Here is a 16,198-nt window from a genome sequence, read left to right as displayed (position 1 = left end):
TTATTTTTTAACGAACCCGACGCGGAGTCTCGACGAGCCCATGGCCAAAGCATTTGAAATTGTTTCTTCCTACCAGCCGGCCGGTGACCAACCGACTGCCATCGCACAATTGGTGGAGGGATTGGAAGATGGTGAAGCCTTTCAAACCCTGCTGGGGGTGACCGGTTCCGGGAAGACGTTCACCATGGCGAATGTCATTGCACAGGTTCAGCGGCCAACCATTATTCTGGCGCACAATAAAACCTTGGCGGCGCAGTTGTATGGCGAGATGAAAAGTTTCTTCCCGCACAATGCGGTGGAATATTTCGTTTCCTACTACGATTATTATCAACCGGAAGCCTATGTGCCGGCTTCCGATACTTACATCGCCAAAGACTCCTCGGTGAACGAACAGATTGAGCAGTTGCGGTTGTCCGCCACCAAGGCATTGATGGAACGCAATGACGTGGTGCTGATCGCGACCGTCTCGGCGATTTACGGCTTGGGTGATCCGGACCTGTATTTGAAGATGATTTTGCAGTTACGTTTAGGCGATGTCATCTCGCAGCGCGATATTCTGGAACGCTTGACGAGCATGCAGTACACCCGTAACGACGTCGAGCTGTGGCGGGGCTGTTTCCGGGTACGGGGCGATGTCATCGATGTCTTTCCGGCCGAGGCGGAAGAGTATGCCATTCGCATCGAATTGTTCGATGACGAAGTCGATTCGCTGGCCTGGTTTGACCCGTTGACCGGCGAAGTCTTGAGTCGTCCGACCCGCATCACCGTTTATCCGAAATCCCATTACGTGACGCCGCGGGAACGGGTGTTGGAAACCATTGACAAAATCAAGGATGAGCTGGTGGTGCGTCTGCAGGAATTGCGGGACGCCAACAAACTCGTCGAAGCCCAGCGTTTGGAAGAACGCACGCGCTTGGACATCGAAATGATGATGGAGCTGGGGTATTGTTCCGGCATCGAAAACTATTCGCGCTATCTATCCGGTCGGGGCCCGGGCGAACCGCCGCCGACTTTGCTGGATTACCTGCCGAAAAACGCCCTGATGTTCATCGACGAAAGCCACGTCACCATTCCGCAAATCGGCGGGATGTATAAAGGGGACCGTTCCCGTAAAGAGAATCTGGTCAACTTCGGTTTCCGTCTGCCGTCGGCGTTGGATAACCGGCCGATGCGGTTCGACGAATTCGAACGCATCATGCCTCAGACCATTTTCGTCTCCGCCACCCCGGCAAAGTATGAGGAAGAACATCAGTCCAAAATCGTCGAACAGGTGGTGCGGCCGACCGGTTTGCTGGACCCGGTTCTGGAAGTGCGCCCGGCGCTTACCCAGGTGGACGATTTGTTGGGCGAAATTGGGTTGCGGGTGGACAAGGAGGAGCGGGTATTGGTGACCACCTTGACCAAACGCATGGCGGAAAACCTTACTGAATACTTGGAAGAACACAATGTCCGGGTGCGGTACCTGCATTCGGATATCGACACGGTGGAACGAATTGAAATCATCCGCGATTTGCGGCTGGGCGAATTCGATGTGTTGGTCGGCATCAACCTGTTGCGGGAAGGGCTGGATATTCCAGAGGTGTCTTTGGTCGCAATTCTCGATGCCGATAAAGAAGGGTTCTTGCGTTCCGAACGATCTCTGATTCAGACCATTGGCCGTGCGGCGCGAAACGTGGCCGGTAAGGCGATTTTGTATGGCGATAAAATCACCGATTCGATGCAGCGGGCCATTGACGAATCCGAACGCCGCCGCGCCAAACAGATCGAGTTCAATGAAATGCACGGCATCACCCCGCAAAAATTGAACAAAAAAGTCGCGGATATTTTGGAAGATTCACCGTACGCACCGCGTGCCGGTGCTTCCGCGGCGAAACTGAAAGCGGCCGAGTCGGAGGGCGGTTATGATACGTCGAAAGCCAAGGCCATGACGCCGGCGGAATTGGCGTCGGCCATCAAGCGGTTGGAAAAACAGATGTACAAAGCGGCCAAGGATTTGGATTTCGAGCAGGCCGCCAAGTTGCGTGATGAAATCAAAGGCTTGAAAACTTCTATGGTTGGCGTGGGCGATTTACGTTAGAATACCTTAGTTTTTTAAAGAAATCTGACGGTTATACGTGCCCCGGTTCGCAAAAAAGGATTTATGAAACACGATAGCACCCATCTTCGAAAACGCCCCGGCGCCCTGTTGACGACTCTTTTGTGGACTTGGGGGATAATCGCTCCCTTGACGATGCTTGCCGAGACGGCGACAGCGGATGAGCAAGCGTATCAAGCGCGTTTCGAACAGGCGATTCAGGCGTCTCAGTCCGGTGATATGGACGGCGCGATTCAACTGTTGCAAGGCCTGTTGAAAGATTACCCGCAGGATTTGGCGGCGAGTAATAACCTGGCGGCGGCCTACATCAAGCAACACGAGTACGACAAGGCGCAACAGGTTCTGGAGTCGGCATTGAACGCCGACCCGAAAATCGCCGCCTTGCGCAAGAACCTGAACCAGATTTACGCTTACCAGGCGCAGCAGGCGTATCAATCCGTGTTTAAAAAATCGGAAGTGGATTTGCCGCAAGGGCAATGGATTCTGTCGGCCGGCACCGAGTTGAAAACACCGGAGCAGGCGCAATTGGCGTTGGTGGAAAACAATATGAAACGGGTCGCGAACCGCGTCGAAAGCTGGCGTCAGGCCTGGGTGGAACAGGAAGTGTCCCGTTATCTTGATTATTACAGCCCGGATTACACCTCGGACAATTACAATAATCACCAGGCCTGGGCGAAAAGCCGGGATCGCAGTTTGACGCGTCCGAGCTACATCCGTATCCAGTTGGACGATGTTCAGGTAGTGCCGTTGACGCCGCAAACCATTCAAGTGACTTTCTGGCAAGCCTATGAATCCAATACGTTTAAGGATCGCGTACGCAAGAAACTGGTATGGCAGAACCAGGACGACCAATGGAAAATCGTACAGGAAAACGTGCTTTATGACTGAGTGCAAACGACCGGAACCTTTTCGGAAACCTCGCCCAATCTGGGGGGCGATGCTGTTATGCCTGAGCGCGATGGCGACGTCCGTTTCCGCGGAAGACGGCGCTTTGCAGGCCGAGCATTCCTTATTGTCCGGTTTGGGCGCGGTGAAAACGGCTTCATTCGATCAAGCCGTTTCCCAGGCGCAGACGCTCGCCAAAGATATGCCGGAATACAAACTGGCCCAACTGGTCAAAGCCGAACTCTATGCGATTCGCGCCGGTAAGGCCGATTGGATTCAGCAACAACGGCAACGCAATCAGCGCGAGGCGGAGTCCTTATTGTCCGAAGCCAAGGTGCGTTGGCAGCAACAGGAAAACGACGGTGTCAATCAAGATGCTACGTGGGATGCGCTTTTGGCGCAGTATGTTCTGAAAACCAGTGACGAACCCTATTTGGTGATTGTCGATTCCGAAGCACACCGCCTATTCCTATATCGTAAAAACGAAAACGGTTACCAGGAAGTGGTCAATTATTACGTCTCGTTGGGTGAAAAAGGCACCGGCAAGCAAGTGCGCGGCGACCTGAAAACCCCAATCGGTATCTACAAAATCGAAAAAGAACTACCGGATTCCAAATTGCCTGAATTGTATGGTGTGGCGGCTTTGACCTTGAATTACCCGAACAGTTGGGATAAGCAAAAAGGTCGAACCGGTTCCGGAATCTGGTTGCACGGCACGCCACGCAATACCTTTAGTCGAGCGCCGTTGGCCAGCCGTGGTTGTGTGGTGCTGAACAATCCGGCGATGGAATCTTTGGTGTTCAAATACCGCTTGCTGCCGTCGACGCCGGTCATCATTGCGCAGAACATCCAGCGTAATTTCATTGAACGGAATGATGAAGACAAACAGCAGGTACTTTCGCAAATCAATCAATGGCTACGCAGCCAGAATGATTATCGTGTGGATTGGGGTCACGTCAGTGTGTACGCTTATCCCGGGGAAGAAGGGGTTTATTACGTGAGCTTCCCAATCGACGAAGGGCGTAAACTGGTGGAGCAGTATTGGCAACGTCAAAACGAAGGGCGTTGGCAGTTGGTGTTTGAAACCGAGCAGGAATCCAAAAACGCGCCGAGCGTGTCACAAAACCTGGCGTTATCCGGCAACCCTTAATCTATCCTTATTTCAAGGCGTCACGATTCGTGTGGCTCTTTACAGATCCCACTCTTTTTGTTCGATTTTTTCGGTCACCCAGGTTTCCAGGTCATTCAGCATGTGGTTGATTTCGGTTTGGTTCGGCATGCGGCCGGCCGATTTCAACTCCAGTGTCAAAACCGGAATATTGAGGTGTTCGCCGGCATAACGACCGAGTGATCCCGGGTAGGTGCCTAGGGCACGGTGCTTGAGGTGGCCGATTTTATTGGGTTGGGCATGTTCGGGACCATCGTAATCCAGCAGGCCGTAAGGTGCGTGAATCGAAATGATGGCGGTGGGTTTGAAGCGTTCAACCAATTGCACCATCCATTGCGTTTCCGGTTCACTGGCCGCGGTCGGACCAGGGTAACGACGCTTGTTCATGCGATAGTGGTTTTTCCAGGTGCGTATGGCCAGCTCGTCCCAGTCGGGTGACGGAAAGTTACGATTCAAGTCGACGCCGTCGGCATTCTGTCGGGTCGCCGGGCTTTGAAAAAGCCCATCCGGGTTGGCCAGCGGTAAAAACAGCCAATGGTATTGGGTTTGGCTCTCAGGGCTCAATAAGGTTTGAAGCCATAGGTAGCTGATACTGATGGCGGAGTATTCATCGCCGTGAATTCCGCTGATAAACAGGATGCGCCCTTTCGGTGGCTGATTATTGGCCGGTAGCACTTCCTTGTAGGTCAGGGGACGATGTTCGATGCTTTTATGTTCGATACTTTGATTCAAGTTCAGCGTCAGGCACCCTTGGTAGTCCACGGTGCGCAGTTTATCGGCAAAGTCCTGACAGAATTCGGTGATAGCGGGTGGGTTGCTCGGAGCGGGCGATGATACGACGGACGCCGACGCCGTTTGGCTCATGCTCATGAGGCCGCCGAGCAGGGCAAGGCGGAGAGCGGATGGCAGACGGGCTAAGCGTCGACCCGGTTTGACAAGCTGAGCGGTGCGTTTCATAAAAGCGTTTTTCGCCATTTTTGATGTTTTTCTTAGGAGGCTTATTTTAGCCCAAGGCTATGTCGGGGCGTTAAATTTTATGCACTACCGGCTCAAAGCCTTTGGCTTTATAGGTTTTCCAGCGCTCACGCCCCATTTGAATCAGCCGTTCGGACTGATCCAGTACCTCAATGGTCCGGCGGTATTGTTCGAAGGTTTCCGGAAAAACGGGGTGGATGTTGAGTAAGACGTCCTGACAGGGTTGGGCGATGTTCTCCGACCATAGGCGAATCGGCGCGGCAAGTTCGTTGACTTCTTCTCCGAGGACATGCGGGATGAACGCTTGTGGTTGGTATTGCCAAAGCTGCGTGTCGAAGCGTGTTCGAGCTTGCTCTTCGTCGAAACGAATGTCGCACAAGCGGTTTTCACGGTGAATTTTATTGACCAGTTTGGCGATGAAGGCTTCGCGTTCCGCATCGCCGTCACTGCTCAAAACATAGAACACCACATCTTGTTCACCCGACATGATGCAACTCCGTTTACTGGCCGGCCTGAGCCATTAGAAAATCGACCACGGCCGGTACCGGGCGACCGGTGGCACCTTTGTTTTTGCCACTGACCCAAGCTGTGCCGGCAATGTCCAGATGCGCCCACTCCACATCCCTAGTATAACGTGCCAGGAATTGAGCGGCAGTGATGGTGCCGGCCGGGCGACCGCCGATGTTGGCCATGTCGGCGAAATTGGATTGCAGTTGCTCGTCGTATTCTTCGCTCAACGGCATTTGCCAGAAGCGGTCGTAGGTTTTCAAGCCGGAGGCCAGAAGGGCATCCACTAACGGTTGGTTGTTCCCCAGCACGGCGGACATTTGGTGGCCCAGTGCGATGATGCAGGCACCGGTCAAGGTTGCCATGTCGATGATTTTTTTCGGTTGATAGGTTTGCTGTGCATAGGTCAACGCATCACACAGGATCAAACGCCCTTCGGCATCGGTGTTGAGAATTTCGATGGTTTGACCGGAAAGCGATTTCACCACGTCGCCTGGCTTGGTGGCGTTGCCGGCCGGCATGTTTTCGGTGGATGGAATCACGCCGACGACGTTTACCTTAGGTTTCAAACGCCCCAAGGCTTCGAAAACGCCCAATACGGTGGCGGCACCGCCCATATCGTATTTCATTTCATCCATGGATTCGCCGGGTTTCAAGGAGATCCCGCCGGTGTCGAAAGTCACGCCTTTACCGACCAAGGCAATCGGGGCTTCGTCTCCGGCTCCCCGGTAGGACAGGCAAATCATTTTTGGCGGCGTATGCGCGCCTTGTGCCACCGCCATGAAAGCGCCCATGCCCATTTGAGTCATTTCGGCTTCGTCGAGGATATTGACGTCAAAGCCGTGCATTTCGCCCAGTTTCTGAGCGGTTTCCGCCAAATAGGTTGGGGTACAGAAGTTACTTGGCATGTTCGCCAGATCCTGGGTCAACGCCATGCCCAGAGCGGATGCTTGGGCTTGTTCCAGTTGCGACACATTTTCTGCGGACGCTTCAACCGGGAAGGTCATGCCGTTTAATTTCGGCGTCTTCGGGGTTTTCTTGTTGCGGCTTTCGTGTTCGTAATCGTATAGGCTGCGTTGGAAAGCCAAGGCATTTTGATAAACCGACCAGGCCTGGTCGGTTTCGGCCGGTTGTACGTCAATCAAGGAATTCAGCACTTCTTCCGCGCCGGAGTTGTCCAAGGCTTTGGCCGCGGCGTTCAAGCTTTCCAGATACGCTTTGACGGTCAGTTTGCCGATGTCGCCGAAGCCGACCAGCAGGACACGACGGCATGGTACGCCCGCCGGCTGAAACACCATTTGGGTTTGCCCCGGTTTGGCCAGAAAATCCCCTTGTTCAAACAGGCTTTCGGTCAAGGTCGCCAATTGGGTGTCGGTGCCCAAATCGGTGGTTTGCCCTTTGTCGAACACCGGTAAAACCAAGGTGTCGAAAGCGTTCAGGTCGGCGTTTGAAGAGAGACTAAACTGGATTTGTTTCATGTCGCGGAATTCCTTCTTGTATAATCTTGAAAACAAATGAACCTTTCGTCTGGTGGCTGAATGTCAGCGAGCCAGATGCGCGTGTTTTCAATCGGTTGGATGGCGGTGTCGCCGTCTCGAAAATATCTCATTATTCTAACGCTTTGGTGGCTGTTTTTGCGAATTCTTGATAAATATCTCTACAAAGAATTGTTTGCGACCTTTTTTGCCGTTCTGTCGGTACTGTTGTTGATCACCTTTGGTACCGAGGCCACCAAACTGCTGGCCGTGGCCGTCGAAGGCACCATTCCGTCTTCCATTATCTTCAAAGTGTTGCTGTATAAAATTCCACCGGCTTTGGAAGTGATTCTGCCGTTGGTCGCGCTGTTGAGTGTCATGCTGGCGGTGGGGCGCTTGTATCAGGATCAGGAAATGGTGGTGCTGCAAAGTTGCGGTATTCCGACGCGCTATTTTCAGAAACGGGTGTTTTGGTTTTTGTTGCCGTTAGCCTTGCTGACCGCCTGGATTACCTTGTGGGTGACGCCTTGGAGTTATCAGCAGGAACGGCATCTGGTGGCGGAGGCGCAAGTGACCTCGCCGTTGGCGGCCTTGGTGCCGGGAAAATTCAACCCCTTGCCGAACGGTGAAGGGGTGTTTTACACCCGCACCATCGATGACGACGGTGACCTGTTGTCGGTCTGGTTACGATTGAAAACCGATGAGCAGGATGTGTTGATGACGGCACCGCAAGGCCGCTTCGAGTGGATTGACGGCAAGTTGGCTTTGGTGTTGTTGAACGGCCACAGTTATGAAGGGCTGGACAAAGGCGATGCCTTCACCGCCCGCGAATTCCGCCGGTTTGAAGGGTTTTTGCCGGAAATACAAGTGACCCCGCCAAGCCAGAAAAAATTTGAAATCGCCAGTATGCAGTTGTGGCAGTCGGATAACTTGGATTATCAGGCCTTGTTTCAATGGCGCCTGGTCACGCCCTTCAGTATTCTTGTCTTGGGGTTGCTGGGGTTGAAGATGAGTCGTTCCGGCCCGCGGGAAGGCCGGTTCGGTAAAGTGTTTTTCGCGTTGGTGCTGTATGTCGTTTACAACCAATTGTTGGTGACCTTCAAAGAAGCCATCGCCAACGAATCGTTGCCGACAACTATCGGGCTGTGGCCGGTGCCGGTGTTGTTTTTGGCCTATGCGTTGTATCAAGGCTCGCTGAAGCCGAGTTGGTTCGAGTGGCCGGATGTCGGTCGCTGGTTTAAGAAGCCCGCGGAGTCGAAATCATGAATATCAAGATGAACTTGATTGAACGTTACCTTGGCCGGGTTCTGGTCGGACATACCTTGTTGGTGCTGATGGTTTTGTTGGTGATTTTGGGCTTTTCGGAGTTCATGATTCAGGTTGGCAAACTGACCGATGAATACACGTTTGAAAAAGGTGCGTTGTACACGGTGTTGAAGTTGCCGGTGTACGGTTATGAGATTTTCCCGGTGGCGTTATTGATCGGTACCCTGATTGGGTTGGGCGGCCTGGCGAACCATGCTGAATTGACGATTTTGCGCGTCACCGGCTGGTCCATCGGGCGCATTTTCTGGGGCGTGATGAAGTCGGCGTTCATTCTGTGGATTTGCGCGGCCGTTATCGGGGAATGGGTGGCGCCGGCCAGTGAAAGTTACGCCAAGAAGATGCGCGGCGAAGCGCTCCATAAAAGCTTTTCCATCGGGGCGTCCGACGACTTCTGGATGCGGGAAGGGGAGCGCTATATTCATGTCGGACAAGTCATTTCCGACACTCAGTTCTACGATGTGCGTATTTACGATATGCAAGACGGTGAATTGAAGCAGACGATGTTTGCCAAAACCGCGCGTTTTGAAAAAGGTGAATGGCATTTGTTCAGTGTGGAGGGCAAACGCCTGGACTGGAAGATGGCGCTGTCCCGATTAGCGGACCGCCCGGAATGGAAACGTTTGGATTACATCGCTTTTAAGGATGTGTCGCTCCCGGTTTCCTTGCCGGTCACGCCGACGCTGTTGCAGACATTGCATGTTGAAACCCGTTATATGGGCATTTGGGATTTGTACCAATACATTGGTTTTTTGGAGGCCAATGCTTTGGATGCTGAACCTTATAAGCTGGCGTTTTGGCGCAAGGTGGCGATGCCGTTTGTGATTCTGGGGATGATCGCGTTGGTGTTCCCGTTGATTTTTGGGTCGCAACGTCAGGTGAGCATCGGGCAACGGGTGTTTGTCGGCATTATGATCGGCATGAGTTTTCATCTGTTGAATCAGATTTTCGGCAACCTCAGTGTCGTCTATCAGCTCCCGGCCATTATCGGAGCGTTTTTACCGTCCATTGTGCTGGTGTTGAGTGCGCTTTTCTTATTGCGGCGTTTGCATTAAGCCTTGTTTATCACCGCCCGGCCGGTGGTTGTTTTATCTTTTGACCTGATCTTTAACTCAGGGTTCCGCTTAATAATTCAGTTCGATTTGAACCTGTTTGAAGACAGTGTCGACCGTGATGGCATCCATGCAGACCGGTTCGGTGCAAGGGGTTTTCCGGTGGTTGGCGGCGCTCACGCAGGGTGAGCAGGCCAGTCCGGCGAAAATCGGCGTGCTGTTGCCCAGAGAACCGTACAGCTTCGGCGTTTCCGGACCGAACAGAACAAAGGTTTTGAGTGGGGTAATGGCCGAAAAATGCCCAGGCCCGGAATCGTTGGTGACCATCAGTCGGGCGATGCTATACAAAATCGGCATTTGCAGCAGCTTCAATTGCCCTGCGAAGTTGATGCAACGTTCGTGATCGACTTGTTCCAGAAGTTGTTGCGCTTCTTCGCGCTCGTTGGGCGCGCCGGTAATCAATACCAGCGCATTCGGATACTGGGTTAATACTTGTTGCATCAATGCGATGAAGTTGGCTTTCGGCCAACGGCGCTGCGGTAATAAGTCGCTGGCATTCGGGTTGATGAGCACCAGTTCGTGTGCGTCGCGGTCGTAATCGGCATAACAGTCGGCGACCTTTTGGTGCACGAATTCCTTTTCATCATCGCTGAAGGTGACTTGATCCAAGCGAATGTGGTCGTCGCTGATCAGTACCTTGGCATAAGGCACTTCCGGTTTCGGCGCTTCCAAGGCATGAATGAGTGCCATGAAATTTTTGGCGATGTGGATGTGCGGGTTGTAGCTGACTTTATGGGTCAGCATTTCACCGCGATAGAGCCCTTCGCCGTGGAAATTATGGTAACCGATGCGGTTGTTGGCGCCGCTGAAACCGGTCAGCAACGCCGATACTCGCGAAAAGAGTTCCAGGTCAATGGCGGTGTCGATACGGTTTTTTCGGCACCAGAACAGGTAACGCACCGCATCGCGCATCAGCGTGAACAAATTGTCTTCGCAGAGGGTGAAGATGTTTTCCTGCGGGATGGTCTTCAACAGATCCAGGCTGGGCTTGTTTTTACTGAAAATCACGAAAAACAGATTGGCGTCAAAGACTTTTTGGGCGCGTTTCATGGCCGGGTCGGCAATGATGGTGCTGCCCATTTCCGAGAGTTCCACAAAGAGGATGTTTTTCGGCGTGGCGGGCTTTTTGCCTTTTAGCCAGTATAGGGTTTTCAACACATAGGTGCTGACGAAGGTCAGCGGAACCCCTAAGTGGTGATCGATTTTTCGCATTAAATCTACATTCATGGCGTTATTGTAAGTCTTTTTATCTTGTTTCGGGAAATTGCTTAAAGGTATTTGTGCTGACTGGTCAGGTAGAAGTAGAGGCCTGGCAGTGCGCTGAGAATCAGAATCAAGCCATAAAGCAGCGACATCGCCAACACCAGGTTTTCATCAATCCCAATCATCATGAATAACGCCACCAGCGCGCCTTCGCGTACACCCCAGCCCGCGAAGGAAATCGGCAATAAGGTCAGCAGAATCGCAGGCGGAATAATCACTAAGTAAGCCACCAGCGGTTCGTTGATGCCCACACTGTGGCCAATGCCGAAAATCGCGACCATCGACAGAAGGTGAATCACAATCGACAAGCCGAGCTGCTGGCTGATGCGTTTCGGGGTTTTATAGATGAAGCGGAAGCGCTCGGATAATTCATAGAACAGGCGGGTAAGCCGGTAGCGTTTGAAAATGTCGAATTTATGAATCGCCATCAGCACGAAGAGACCGAACAAGGAGGCGACCAAAATCACGTTGATGGTCATAAAGACTTCGTAAGGCATGAGGTTGGATTCAATCATATTGGCGAACAGATTCAGCAACAGCAAACCAACCAAGCCGACAACGCGGTCGATGAACACGCCATAAAACGCTTCCTTGACCAAACCACCATGCGCGGTGACTTCGGCAATCCGATAGGCATCGCCGCCGATGCTGGTCGGCAACACCTGGTTGAACAGGCTGCCTTTGAAATAACTGCGGAAGTAAAACCCGAAGCTGTGTTTGAACTTCAAGATACCCATAATCAACGACCAGCGGTAGGCGGCCACGGTTTGGCTGAGCATCTGGACGGCTAAGGCGGCCAGCAGAAAGGCGCCATTGGCGTTGAGAATGGTGTCCCAAACCGCGCGGACATCGAACTTATACAAAATAAAGCCGATAATCGCGATGGAGAGACCGAGTTTTATGAGGTTGCCCAAACCGAGTTCCTTACGTCATGTGAGTTTTGGGAAGAAATTGCGGGGTATTATCGCAAAACCCAAACGAAACTGCGAGTCGGGTTGACCAACGGCGGTTATGAGGCGAGCAGTCATAGTCATTCCGTGGCCTGTACCAGTGGCAATTGCGCCGCCCAGCCGGAATATTGAACCGGTTGGAAACCTTGGCAGAGGTACAGGTGATAGGTCACGATGGTGATGTCGCCATGCAAGGCGGGCATGACCGCCAAGGGTTGGCAGTGTTGAAAGTGCCCAGGCCTGGCGGTTTCGGGCGGACGGTCTTCATAAGACGGCACCAGCAATAAACCCTCGGAACCGGCCGGCGGATTGCCATACCAAAGATCGAATTGGTCGAAACGGTTGTCGGTGACGTACACCGGTTGCGGGTAGGCATACCAGGCGATGCGGCTGGCTTGTGACCAGTTGGCCGCGAACAATGGCGGCTGCTGCTGGTCGTTTTGAAAGCTTTCCGCCATGGCAACGGCTTGCGGCCAGCCGTGCAGTTCCCGCACTGGGTTTCCATTGGCCGGGAACGGCATCCAAGGGACGGCCAACTGGCTGTTGAGGGCGAGGCTGCCGGCCAGCGTAATGGCGGAACTGACGTAAACGAACACACGAGCGGTTTTGTATTGCCAGCGTCGCCACAGCCAATACACCACGGCCGGGCTGATGAACAGCCAAGCCAGTTGTGTCCAGTGCGGCAGGCTCATTTCGTAACCGGAGTTCAGGGCAAAAAGCAGGATAATCGGCAGCGAGAAGGCGGCCAACAGACGAGCATTTTCACGGTGCGCCTGGAACCAGGACGACACCATCAACCAAAGCCCGATCACGAATAGGGCCAACGAATAAACGCCTAATTGCGCCAACTGGGTGTTGACGGCTCTGAGCCAATCCCATTGGTCGTGATGTTGGCCGTGGTTCAATTGGTACAGAAATGAAATCCAGTCATGGGTGGCGTTCCAATACAAAACCGGCGTAATCATCAGTGCGGTTAGTGCCACGGCCAGCCAAAGGCCGTTGTCTTTCAGCCAGTAAAAACGCTTTTCCACCAACATGACCAGCAGCAAGGACAGCACCAGAGTAATCGCGGTGTATTTGGACAAAGCCGCTACGCCCAGCCAGAAACCGATCCACAGCCAGTTTTTCAACGAGTCACCGGAGTTCAGCGGTGCTTCCCGCAGATTGAGCAGGTGCCAAAGCAGCATCAGTCCGGCCAGCATCAACGGCGTATCCGGTAACATCGAAATGCTCAATAGCTGGAACATAATGGCGCTGTTGACGAGCGCCAGCGTCCAGAAACCGATCCAGTTAAAGCTCGGGAACAGACGTTTCGCCAGTTTGTAAAGCACCCAGTTGGCGAGCGCGAATAACGTCGCCGGTAAGATTCGCAGCCCGAAGTCGGAATGGGTAAAGGGCACCATCAAAGCATTGAGCCAGCCCACCATCGGCGGATGGTCGAAGTAACTCCAGTCCGGTTTCAGGCCGTACAGCGCGTAATGGGCTTCATCGACACTCAAGTTCAATTGGCCGGCTAGCAATAAATGCCATACGCTGACCAGTAGCACCAGCCAGAAAGCCGCGCGTGCCGGACGGTCAAGGGGTGAAAAAGCGCTTGTCATCGGTTTCATAAATTCGGTCAATCCGTTTCGGTTAAGAGTGTCTTATAGGGTTCGCCGGCGATTTCCTCGACAAATCGCGGCACCAAATAGCCCGGCAGGCGGCGGCGTAATTGTTCGAAAATCGCCCAGGCCTGGGCCTTTTCGATGTCAAAGTCGCCCGCGCCCGCGACCTTATCCAATAGGTGACAATAATACGGTAAAACCCCCTGGCGGAAGAGTTTTTTGCTCAAGGCCGCCAAGGTGTCGGCCGAATCGTTGACGCCTTTCAAGAGCACCGACTGATTGAGTAATGTCACACCTGCGCTGCGGTACGCCTGCAAGCAGTCGGCGGTTTGCTCGCTCAACTCGTTGGGGTGATTGCAATGTACGACAAGCACTGTTTGCAAACGGCTTTGCGACAGTTTCGCCAGCAGTTGCGGGCGATTGGCGCGCTCCGGTGCCACCACCGGCGTGCGGCTGTGAATGCGTAACGTCGTCAAATGCGGAATGGCTTCCAGTTCGCCGATGACATCGATCAGGGCGTTTTCCGACAAGGTCATGGGGTCGCCGCCGCTGAGAATCACTTCTTCGATATCGGTCGCGTTTTTCAAGGTGTCGATGGCGGCTTGCCAGTGTTGTTTTTTGGCCTGCTCGTAAGGAAAGTGACGGCGGAAACAGTAACGGCAGTGGATGTCGCAACGCGGGCTGGCAATCAACAGGGCACGGCCGTGGTATTTGTGAATCAATCCCGGTTGCGGGTTGGATTGCAAATCGCCCACCGGGTCGGCGACGAAACCGGGTACGGGCTGTCGTTCCGCCAGGTCTGGCAGAATTTGTCGTAACAAAGGGTCGTTTGGCTGACCTTTTTCAATCTGCTGCGCAAAGTGTTTGGGCACTTTCAGCGGAAAGGGGCTGTCGATATCCAGCGCCAAGGTTTCCGGCGCGAGTTCGATTAAATCGCACAATTGTTCGATGGATTGAATCATGTGGTTCCGTGTTGCGCTGCCCGTGTTTATCCGTAACTTATCCGCAACGTTTTGCAGAGGGGCCGCGATGCTTCATGGCGTTGTGTTTGAAGCCCATGAACGATTCGCCCCGGTTTCCCGGTTTTGTGATAAGAAACTACCTTCACGGGCGGAGTTGCGTTAAAATATGCGGCTTATTTTACATGAAAAGAGTTCAATGCGCGCCGACTCCTGTTTTCTCGGCGTGAATCTAAGGGTGAAAAAATCATGGCAACAGTCAGTACGAACGAATTTAAAAACGGTTTGAAGTTTTTGATGGACGGTCAACCGTGTACCATTGTGGACAACCAAATTGTTCAACCGGGGAAAGGTCAGGCGTTTAACCGTGTGAAATTCCGTAACCTGATTACCGGGCGCGTGTTGGAAAAAACCTTCAAGTCCGGCGAAAAAGTCGAAGCGGCTGATGTCATGGACACCGAATTGCAATATTTGTATAACGACGGTGAGTTCTGGCACTTTATGGACCCGGCTTCGTTCGAGCAGTATCAAGCCAGCGAAGCCGCCGTGGCGGATGTCAGCAAATGGTTGATCGAACAGGATATCTGCACCGTGACTTTGTGGAACGGTGACCCGATTTCCGTACTGCCGCCGAAACAAGTGACTTTGGAAGTCACGGAAACCGATCCGGGCTTGAAAGGCGACACGGCCGGAACCGGCGGTAAGCCGGCGACTTTGTCCACCGGTGCCGTGGTGCAAGTGCCGTTGTTCATTCAAATCGGCGAACAGGTCGTCTGTAATACCCAGACCGGGGAATACGTTTCCCGCGCCAAGTAAGTTGACGGTTTTCAATCGAGGCGAAGTATGACATCGATTGACCACTTGAAAAAACGTTCGCAGGCTTTGAAAACCTTGCGGGCGTTTTTTTATGCCCGCTCGGTAATGGAAGTGGATACGCCGATTCTGTCGTCCGCCGCCACGCCGGACCTGCATTTGCGTTCGCTCAGCACTCAGGTTCAGGTGCCCGGTGAGGCCGATCCCCGCATCTTTTATTTGCACACCTCGCCGGAATACCCGATGAAGCGTTTGTTATGCGCCGGCAGTGGCGACATTTTCTATCTCGGCAAGGTGTTTCGGGATGGGGATGTCAGCCGCCGGCATCAAGTCGAGTTCACTCTGCTGGAATGGTATCGTCTGGGGTTCGATTTACGCGCGATGATGGACGAAACCGTCAAGGTCGTGCAATCCCTGCTCGGTGATCGTCCGGTGGAAATGATTTCCTATGAAGAAGCGTTTGAATCCTATGCCGGGTTGGAAGCTGTTCATGACACTGATGCGAAAAGTTGCCAGGCCTGCCTGGCCGAGCATAGGGTGCCGGAAATTGTCGGAGTGGACGCCGACGATAAACCTTTATGGGAACAATTGGTGTTGACCGAGGTCATTGAGCCGCAATTGGGACGGGGGAAAATCACCTGTTTGTATCATTACCCGTCGCGTGAAGCCGCCTTGGCGCAGCTTCATCCTCAGGACGAGCGTTTGGCGCTGCGGTTTGAAGTGTTTGTCGACGGCATGGAATTGGCCAATGGGTATCAGGAGCTGGCTGACGCCGACGAGTATCGCCGTCGTTTCGAAGCCGACCTGGCCCAACGGTCGGAAAATGGCCTGCCGAATGTTCCGATGGATGAGGCCTTGTTAAGCGCCTTGGCGGTTGACGGTTTACCGGCTTGTTCGGGCGTGGCGCTGGGCGTGGACCGCTTGCTGATGTTGGCGTTTCAAGCCGACGATATTCGCGGTGTCCTGCCGTTTTCCATCGAAGAATCCTGACGCCGAAAGAGGGCTTGACAAGCCATGTATAATGGCTTTATAGAGCTTTAATCGGAAGCATTCGTGTTCGACGCTAAGG

Annotated in this window: 14 protein-coding genes; 7 read left to right on the top strand and 7 right to left on the bottom strand. The window is 53.3% G+C overall.

The window, feature by feature from the left end:
• Window positions 1-40 precede the first annotated feature (40 nt).
• From uvrB to EPV75_RS09395, 3 genes are all read left to right on the top strand, one after another.
• Window positions 41-2,077 (top strand): excinuclease ABC subunit UvrB, encoded by a 2,037-nt coding sequence (uvrB, locus tag EPV75_RS09405; RefSeq protein ID WP_128385212.1) that lies wholly within the window; start codon window positions 41-43, stop codon window positions 2,075-2,077.
• 63 nt (window positions 2,078-2,140) lie between these two features.
• Window positions 2,141-2,983 carry a nuclear transport factor 2 family protein gene (locus EPV75_RS09400; protein WP_128385211.1) on the top strand — a complete coding sequence of 281 codons (843 nt, stop codon included), beginning with the start codon at window positions 2,141-2,143 and terminating at the stop codon, window positions 2,981-2,983.
• Entirely contained in the window at window positions 2,976-4,130 is a 1,155-nt protein-coding gene (locus EPV75_RS09395) for a L,D-transpeptidase family protein (RefSeq protein WP_051673407.1), read from the top strand. The genes EPV75_RS09400 and EPV75_RS09395 overlap by 8 nt, the downstream gene beginning before the upstream one ends.
• Window positions 4,131-4,169: 39 nt before the next feature.
• Here EPV75_RS09395 and EPV75_RS09390 read toward each other — a convergent pair whose 3' ends face one another.
• The 3 genes from EPV75_RS09390 to EPV75_RS09380 are packed head-to-tail and all read right to left on the bottom strand — an operon-like array spanning window position 4,170 to window position 7,108.
• On the bottom strand, window positions 4,170-5,123 hold the full coding sequence (locus EPV75_RS09390) for a M14 family zinc carboxypeptidase (protein WP_225972304.1): 954 nt from the start codon (window positions 5,121-5,123) through the stop codon (window positions 4,170-4,172).
• A gap of 52 nt (window positions 5,124-5,175) precedes the next feature.
• Window positions 5,176-5,610 (bottom strand): DNA polymerase III subunit chi, encoded by a 435-nt coding sequence (locus EPV75_RS09385; protein WP_127119371.1) that lies wholly within the window; start codon window positions 5,608-5,610, stop codon window positions 5,176-5,178.
• Window positions 5,611-5,623: 13 nt separating this feature from the next.
• Complete coding sequence (locus EPV75_RS09380; protein WP_128385210.1) at window positions 5,624-7,108, bottom strand: leucyl aminopeptidase; 1,485 nt, start codon at window positions 7,106-7,108, stop codon at window positions 5,624-5,626.
• Window positions 7,109-7,168: 60 nt separating this feature from the next.
• Here EPV75_RS09380 and lptF point away from each other — a divergent pair, with 60 nt between their 5' ends.
• Window positions 7,169-8,371 carry an LPS export ABC transporter permease LptF gene (lptF, locus tag EPV75_RS09375; protein WP_225972303.1) on the top strand — a complete coding sequence of 401 codons (1,203 nt, stop codon included), beginning with the start codon at window positions 7,169-7,171 and terminating at the stop codon, window positions 8,369-8,371.
• Window positions 8,368-9,483 carry an LPS export ABC transporter permease LptG gene (lptG, locus tag EPV75_RS09370; RefSeq protein WP_225972302.1) on the top strand — a complete coding sequence of 372 codons (1,116 nt, stop codon included), beginning with the start codon at window positions 8,368-8,370 and terminating at the stop codon, window positions 9,481-9,483. Before lptF ends, lptG begins: the two co-directional genes overlap by 4 nt.
• A 69-nt stretch (window positions 9,484-9,552) precedes the next feature.
• Here the strand turns inward: lptG and EPV75_RS09365 are convergent, their stop codons facing one another.
• From EPV75_RS09365 to epmB, 4 genes are all read right to left on the bottom strand, one after another.
• Window positions 9,553-10,767, bottom strand: a complete 1,215-nt coding sequence (locus EPV75_RS09365; RefSeq protein ID WP_128385209.1) for a glycosyltransferase family 9 protein — start codon at window positions 10,765-10,767, stop codon at window positions 9,553-9,555.
• A gap of 41 nt (window positions 10,768-10,808) precedes the next feature.
• Window positions 10,809-11,717 carry a lysylphosphatidylglycerol synthase transmembrane domain-containing protein gene (locus EPV75_RS09360; protein ID WP_068650475.1) on the bottom strand — a complete coding sequence of 303 codons (909 nt, stop codon included), beginning with the start codon at window positions 11,715-11,717 and terminating at the stop codon, window positions 10,809-10,811.
• Window positions 11,718-11,833: 116 nt separating this feature from the next.
• The gene (locus tag EPV75_RS09355) at window positions 11,834-13,363 is read right to left on the bottom strand and encodes a glycosyltransferase family 39 protein (RefSeq protein ID WP_128385208.1); all 1,530 of its coding nucleotides are present in this window, start codon (window positions 13,361-13,363) and stop codon (window positions 11,834-11,836) included.
• A gap of 8 nt (window positions 13,364-13,371) precedes the next feature.
• Complete coding sequence (gene epmB / locus EPV75_RS09350) at window positions 13,372-14,319, bottom strand: EF-P beta-lysylation protein EpmB (RefSeq protein WP_128385207.1); 948 nt, start codon at window positions 14,317-14,319, stop codon at window positions 13,372-13,374.
• Window positions 14,320-14,565: 246 nt separating this feature from the next.
• On the opposite strand from epmB, the gene efp reads away from it, so the two are divergent.
• Together efp and epmA are read left to right on the top strand one after the other, a co-directional pair.
• Window positions 14,566-15,132, top strand: a complete 567-nt coding sequence (gene efp, locus EPV75_RS09345) for an elongation factor P (protein WP_029938665.1) — start codon at window positions 14,566-14,568, stop codon at window positions 15,130-15,132.
• Window positions 15,133-15,159: 27 nt separating this feature from the next.
• Entirely contained in the window at window positions 15,160-16,119 is a 960-nt protein-coding gene (gene epmA, locus EPV75_RS09340; RefSeq protein ID WP_128385206.1) for an EF-P lysine aminoacylase EpmA, read from the top strand.
• Window positions 16,120-16,198: the final 79 nt, after the last annotated feature.

It is taken from the genome of Hydrogenovibrio thermophilus (assembly GCF_004028275.1).
GTDB lineage: Bacteria > Pseudomonadota > Gammaproteobacteria > Thiomicrospirales > Thiomicrospiraceae > Hydrogenovibrio > Hydrogenovibrio thermophilus.
This window is presented reverse-complemented; position numbering and strand designations above follow the sequence as displayed.

Bases quoted from the DNA above. Each gene is read 5' to 3' on its own strand.
- uvrB (WP_128385212.1), top strand. From the start codon at position 41: ATGGCCAAAGCATTTGAAATTGTTTCTTCCTACCAGCCGGCCGGTGAC.
- EPV75_RS09400 (WP_128385211.1), top strand. From the start codon at position 2,141: ATGAAACACGATAGCACCCATCTTCGAAAACGCCCCGGCGCCCTGTTG.
- EPV75_RS09395 (WP_051673407.1), top strand. From the start codon at position 2,976: ATGACTGAGTGCAAACGACCGGAACCTTTTCGGAAACCTCGCCCAATC.
- EPV75_RS09390 (WP_225972304.1), bottom strand. From the start codon at position 5,123: ATGGCGAAAAACGCTTTTATGAAACGCACCGCTCAGCTTGTCAAACCG.
- EPV75_RS09385 (WP_127119371.1), bottom strand. From the start codon at position 5,610: ATGTCGGGTGAACAAGATGTGGTGTTCTATGTTTTGAGCAGTGACGGC.
- EPV75_RS09380 (WP_128385210.1), bottom strand. From the start codon at position 7,108: ATGAAACAAATCCAGTTTAGTCTCTCTTCAAACGCCGACCTGAACGCT.
- lptF (WP_225972303.1), top strand. From the start codon at position 7,169: ATGTCAGCGAGCCAGATGCGCGTGTTTTCAATCGGTTGGATGGCGGTG.
- lptG (WP_225972302.1), top strand. From the start codon at position 8,368: ATGAATATCAAGATGAACTTGATTGAACGTTACCTTGGCCGGGTTCTG.
- EPV75_RS09365 (WP_128385209.1), bottom strand. From the start codon at position 10,767: ATGAATGTAGATTTAATGCGAAAAATCGATCACCACTTAGGGGTTCCG.
- EPV75_RS09355 (WP_128385208.1), bottom strand. From the start codon at position 13,363: ATGAAACCGATGACAAGCGCTTTTTCACCCCTTGACCGTCCGGCACGC.
- epmB (WP_128385207.1), bottom strand. From the start codon at position 14,319: ATGATTCAATCCATCGAACAATTGTGCGATTTAATCGAACTCGCGCCG.
- efp (WP_029938665.1), top strand. From the start codon at position 14,566: ATGGCAACAGTCAGTACGAACGAATTTAAAAACGGTTTGAAGTTTTTG.
- epmA (WP_128385206.1), top strand. From the start codon at position 15,160: ATGACATCGATTGACCACTTGAAAAAACGTTCGCAGGCTTTGAAAACC.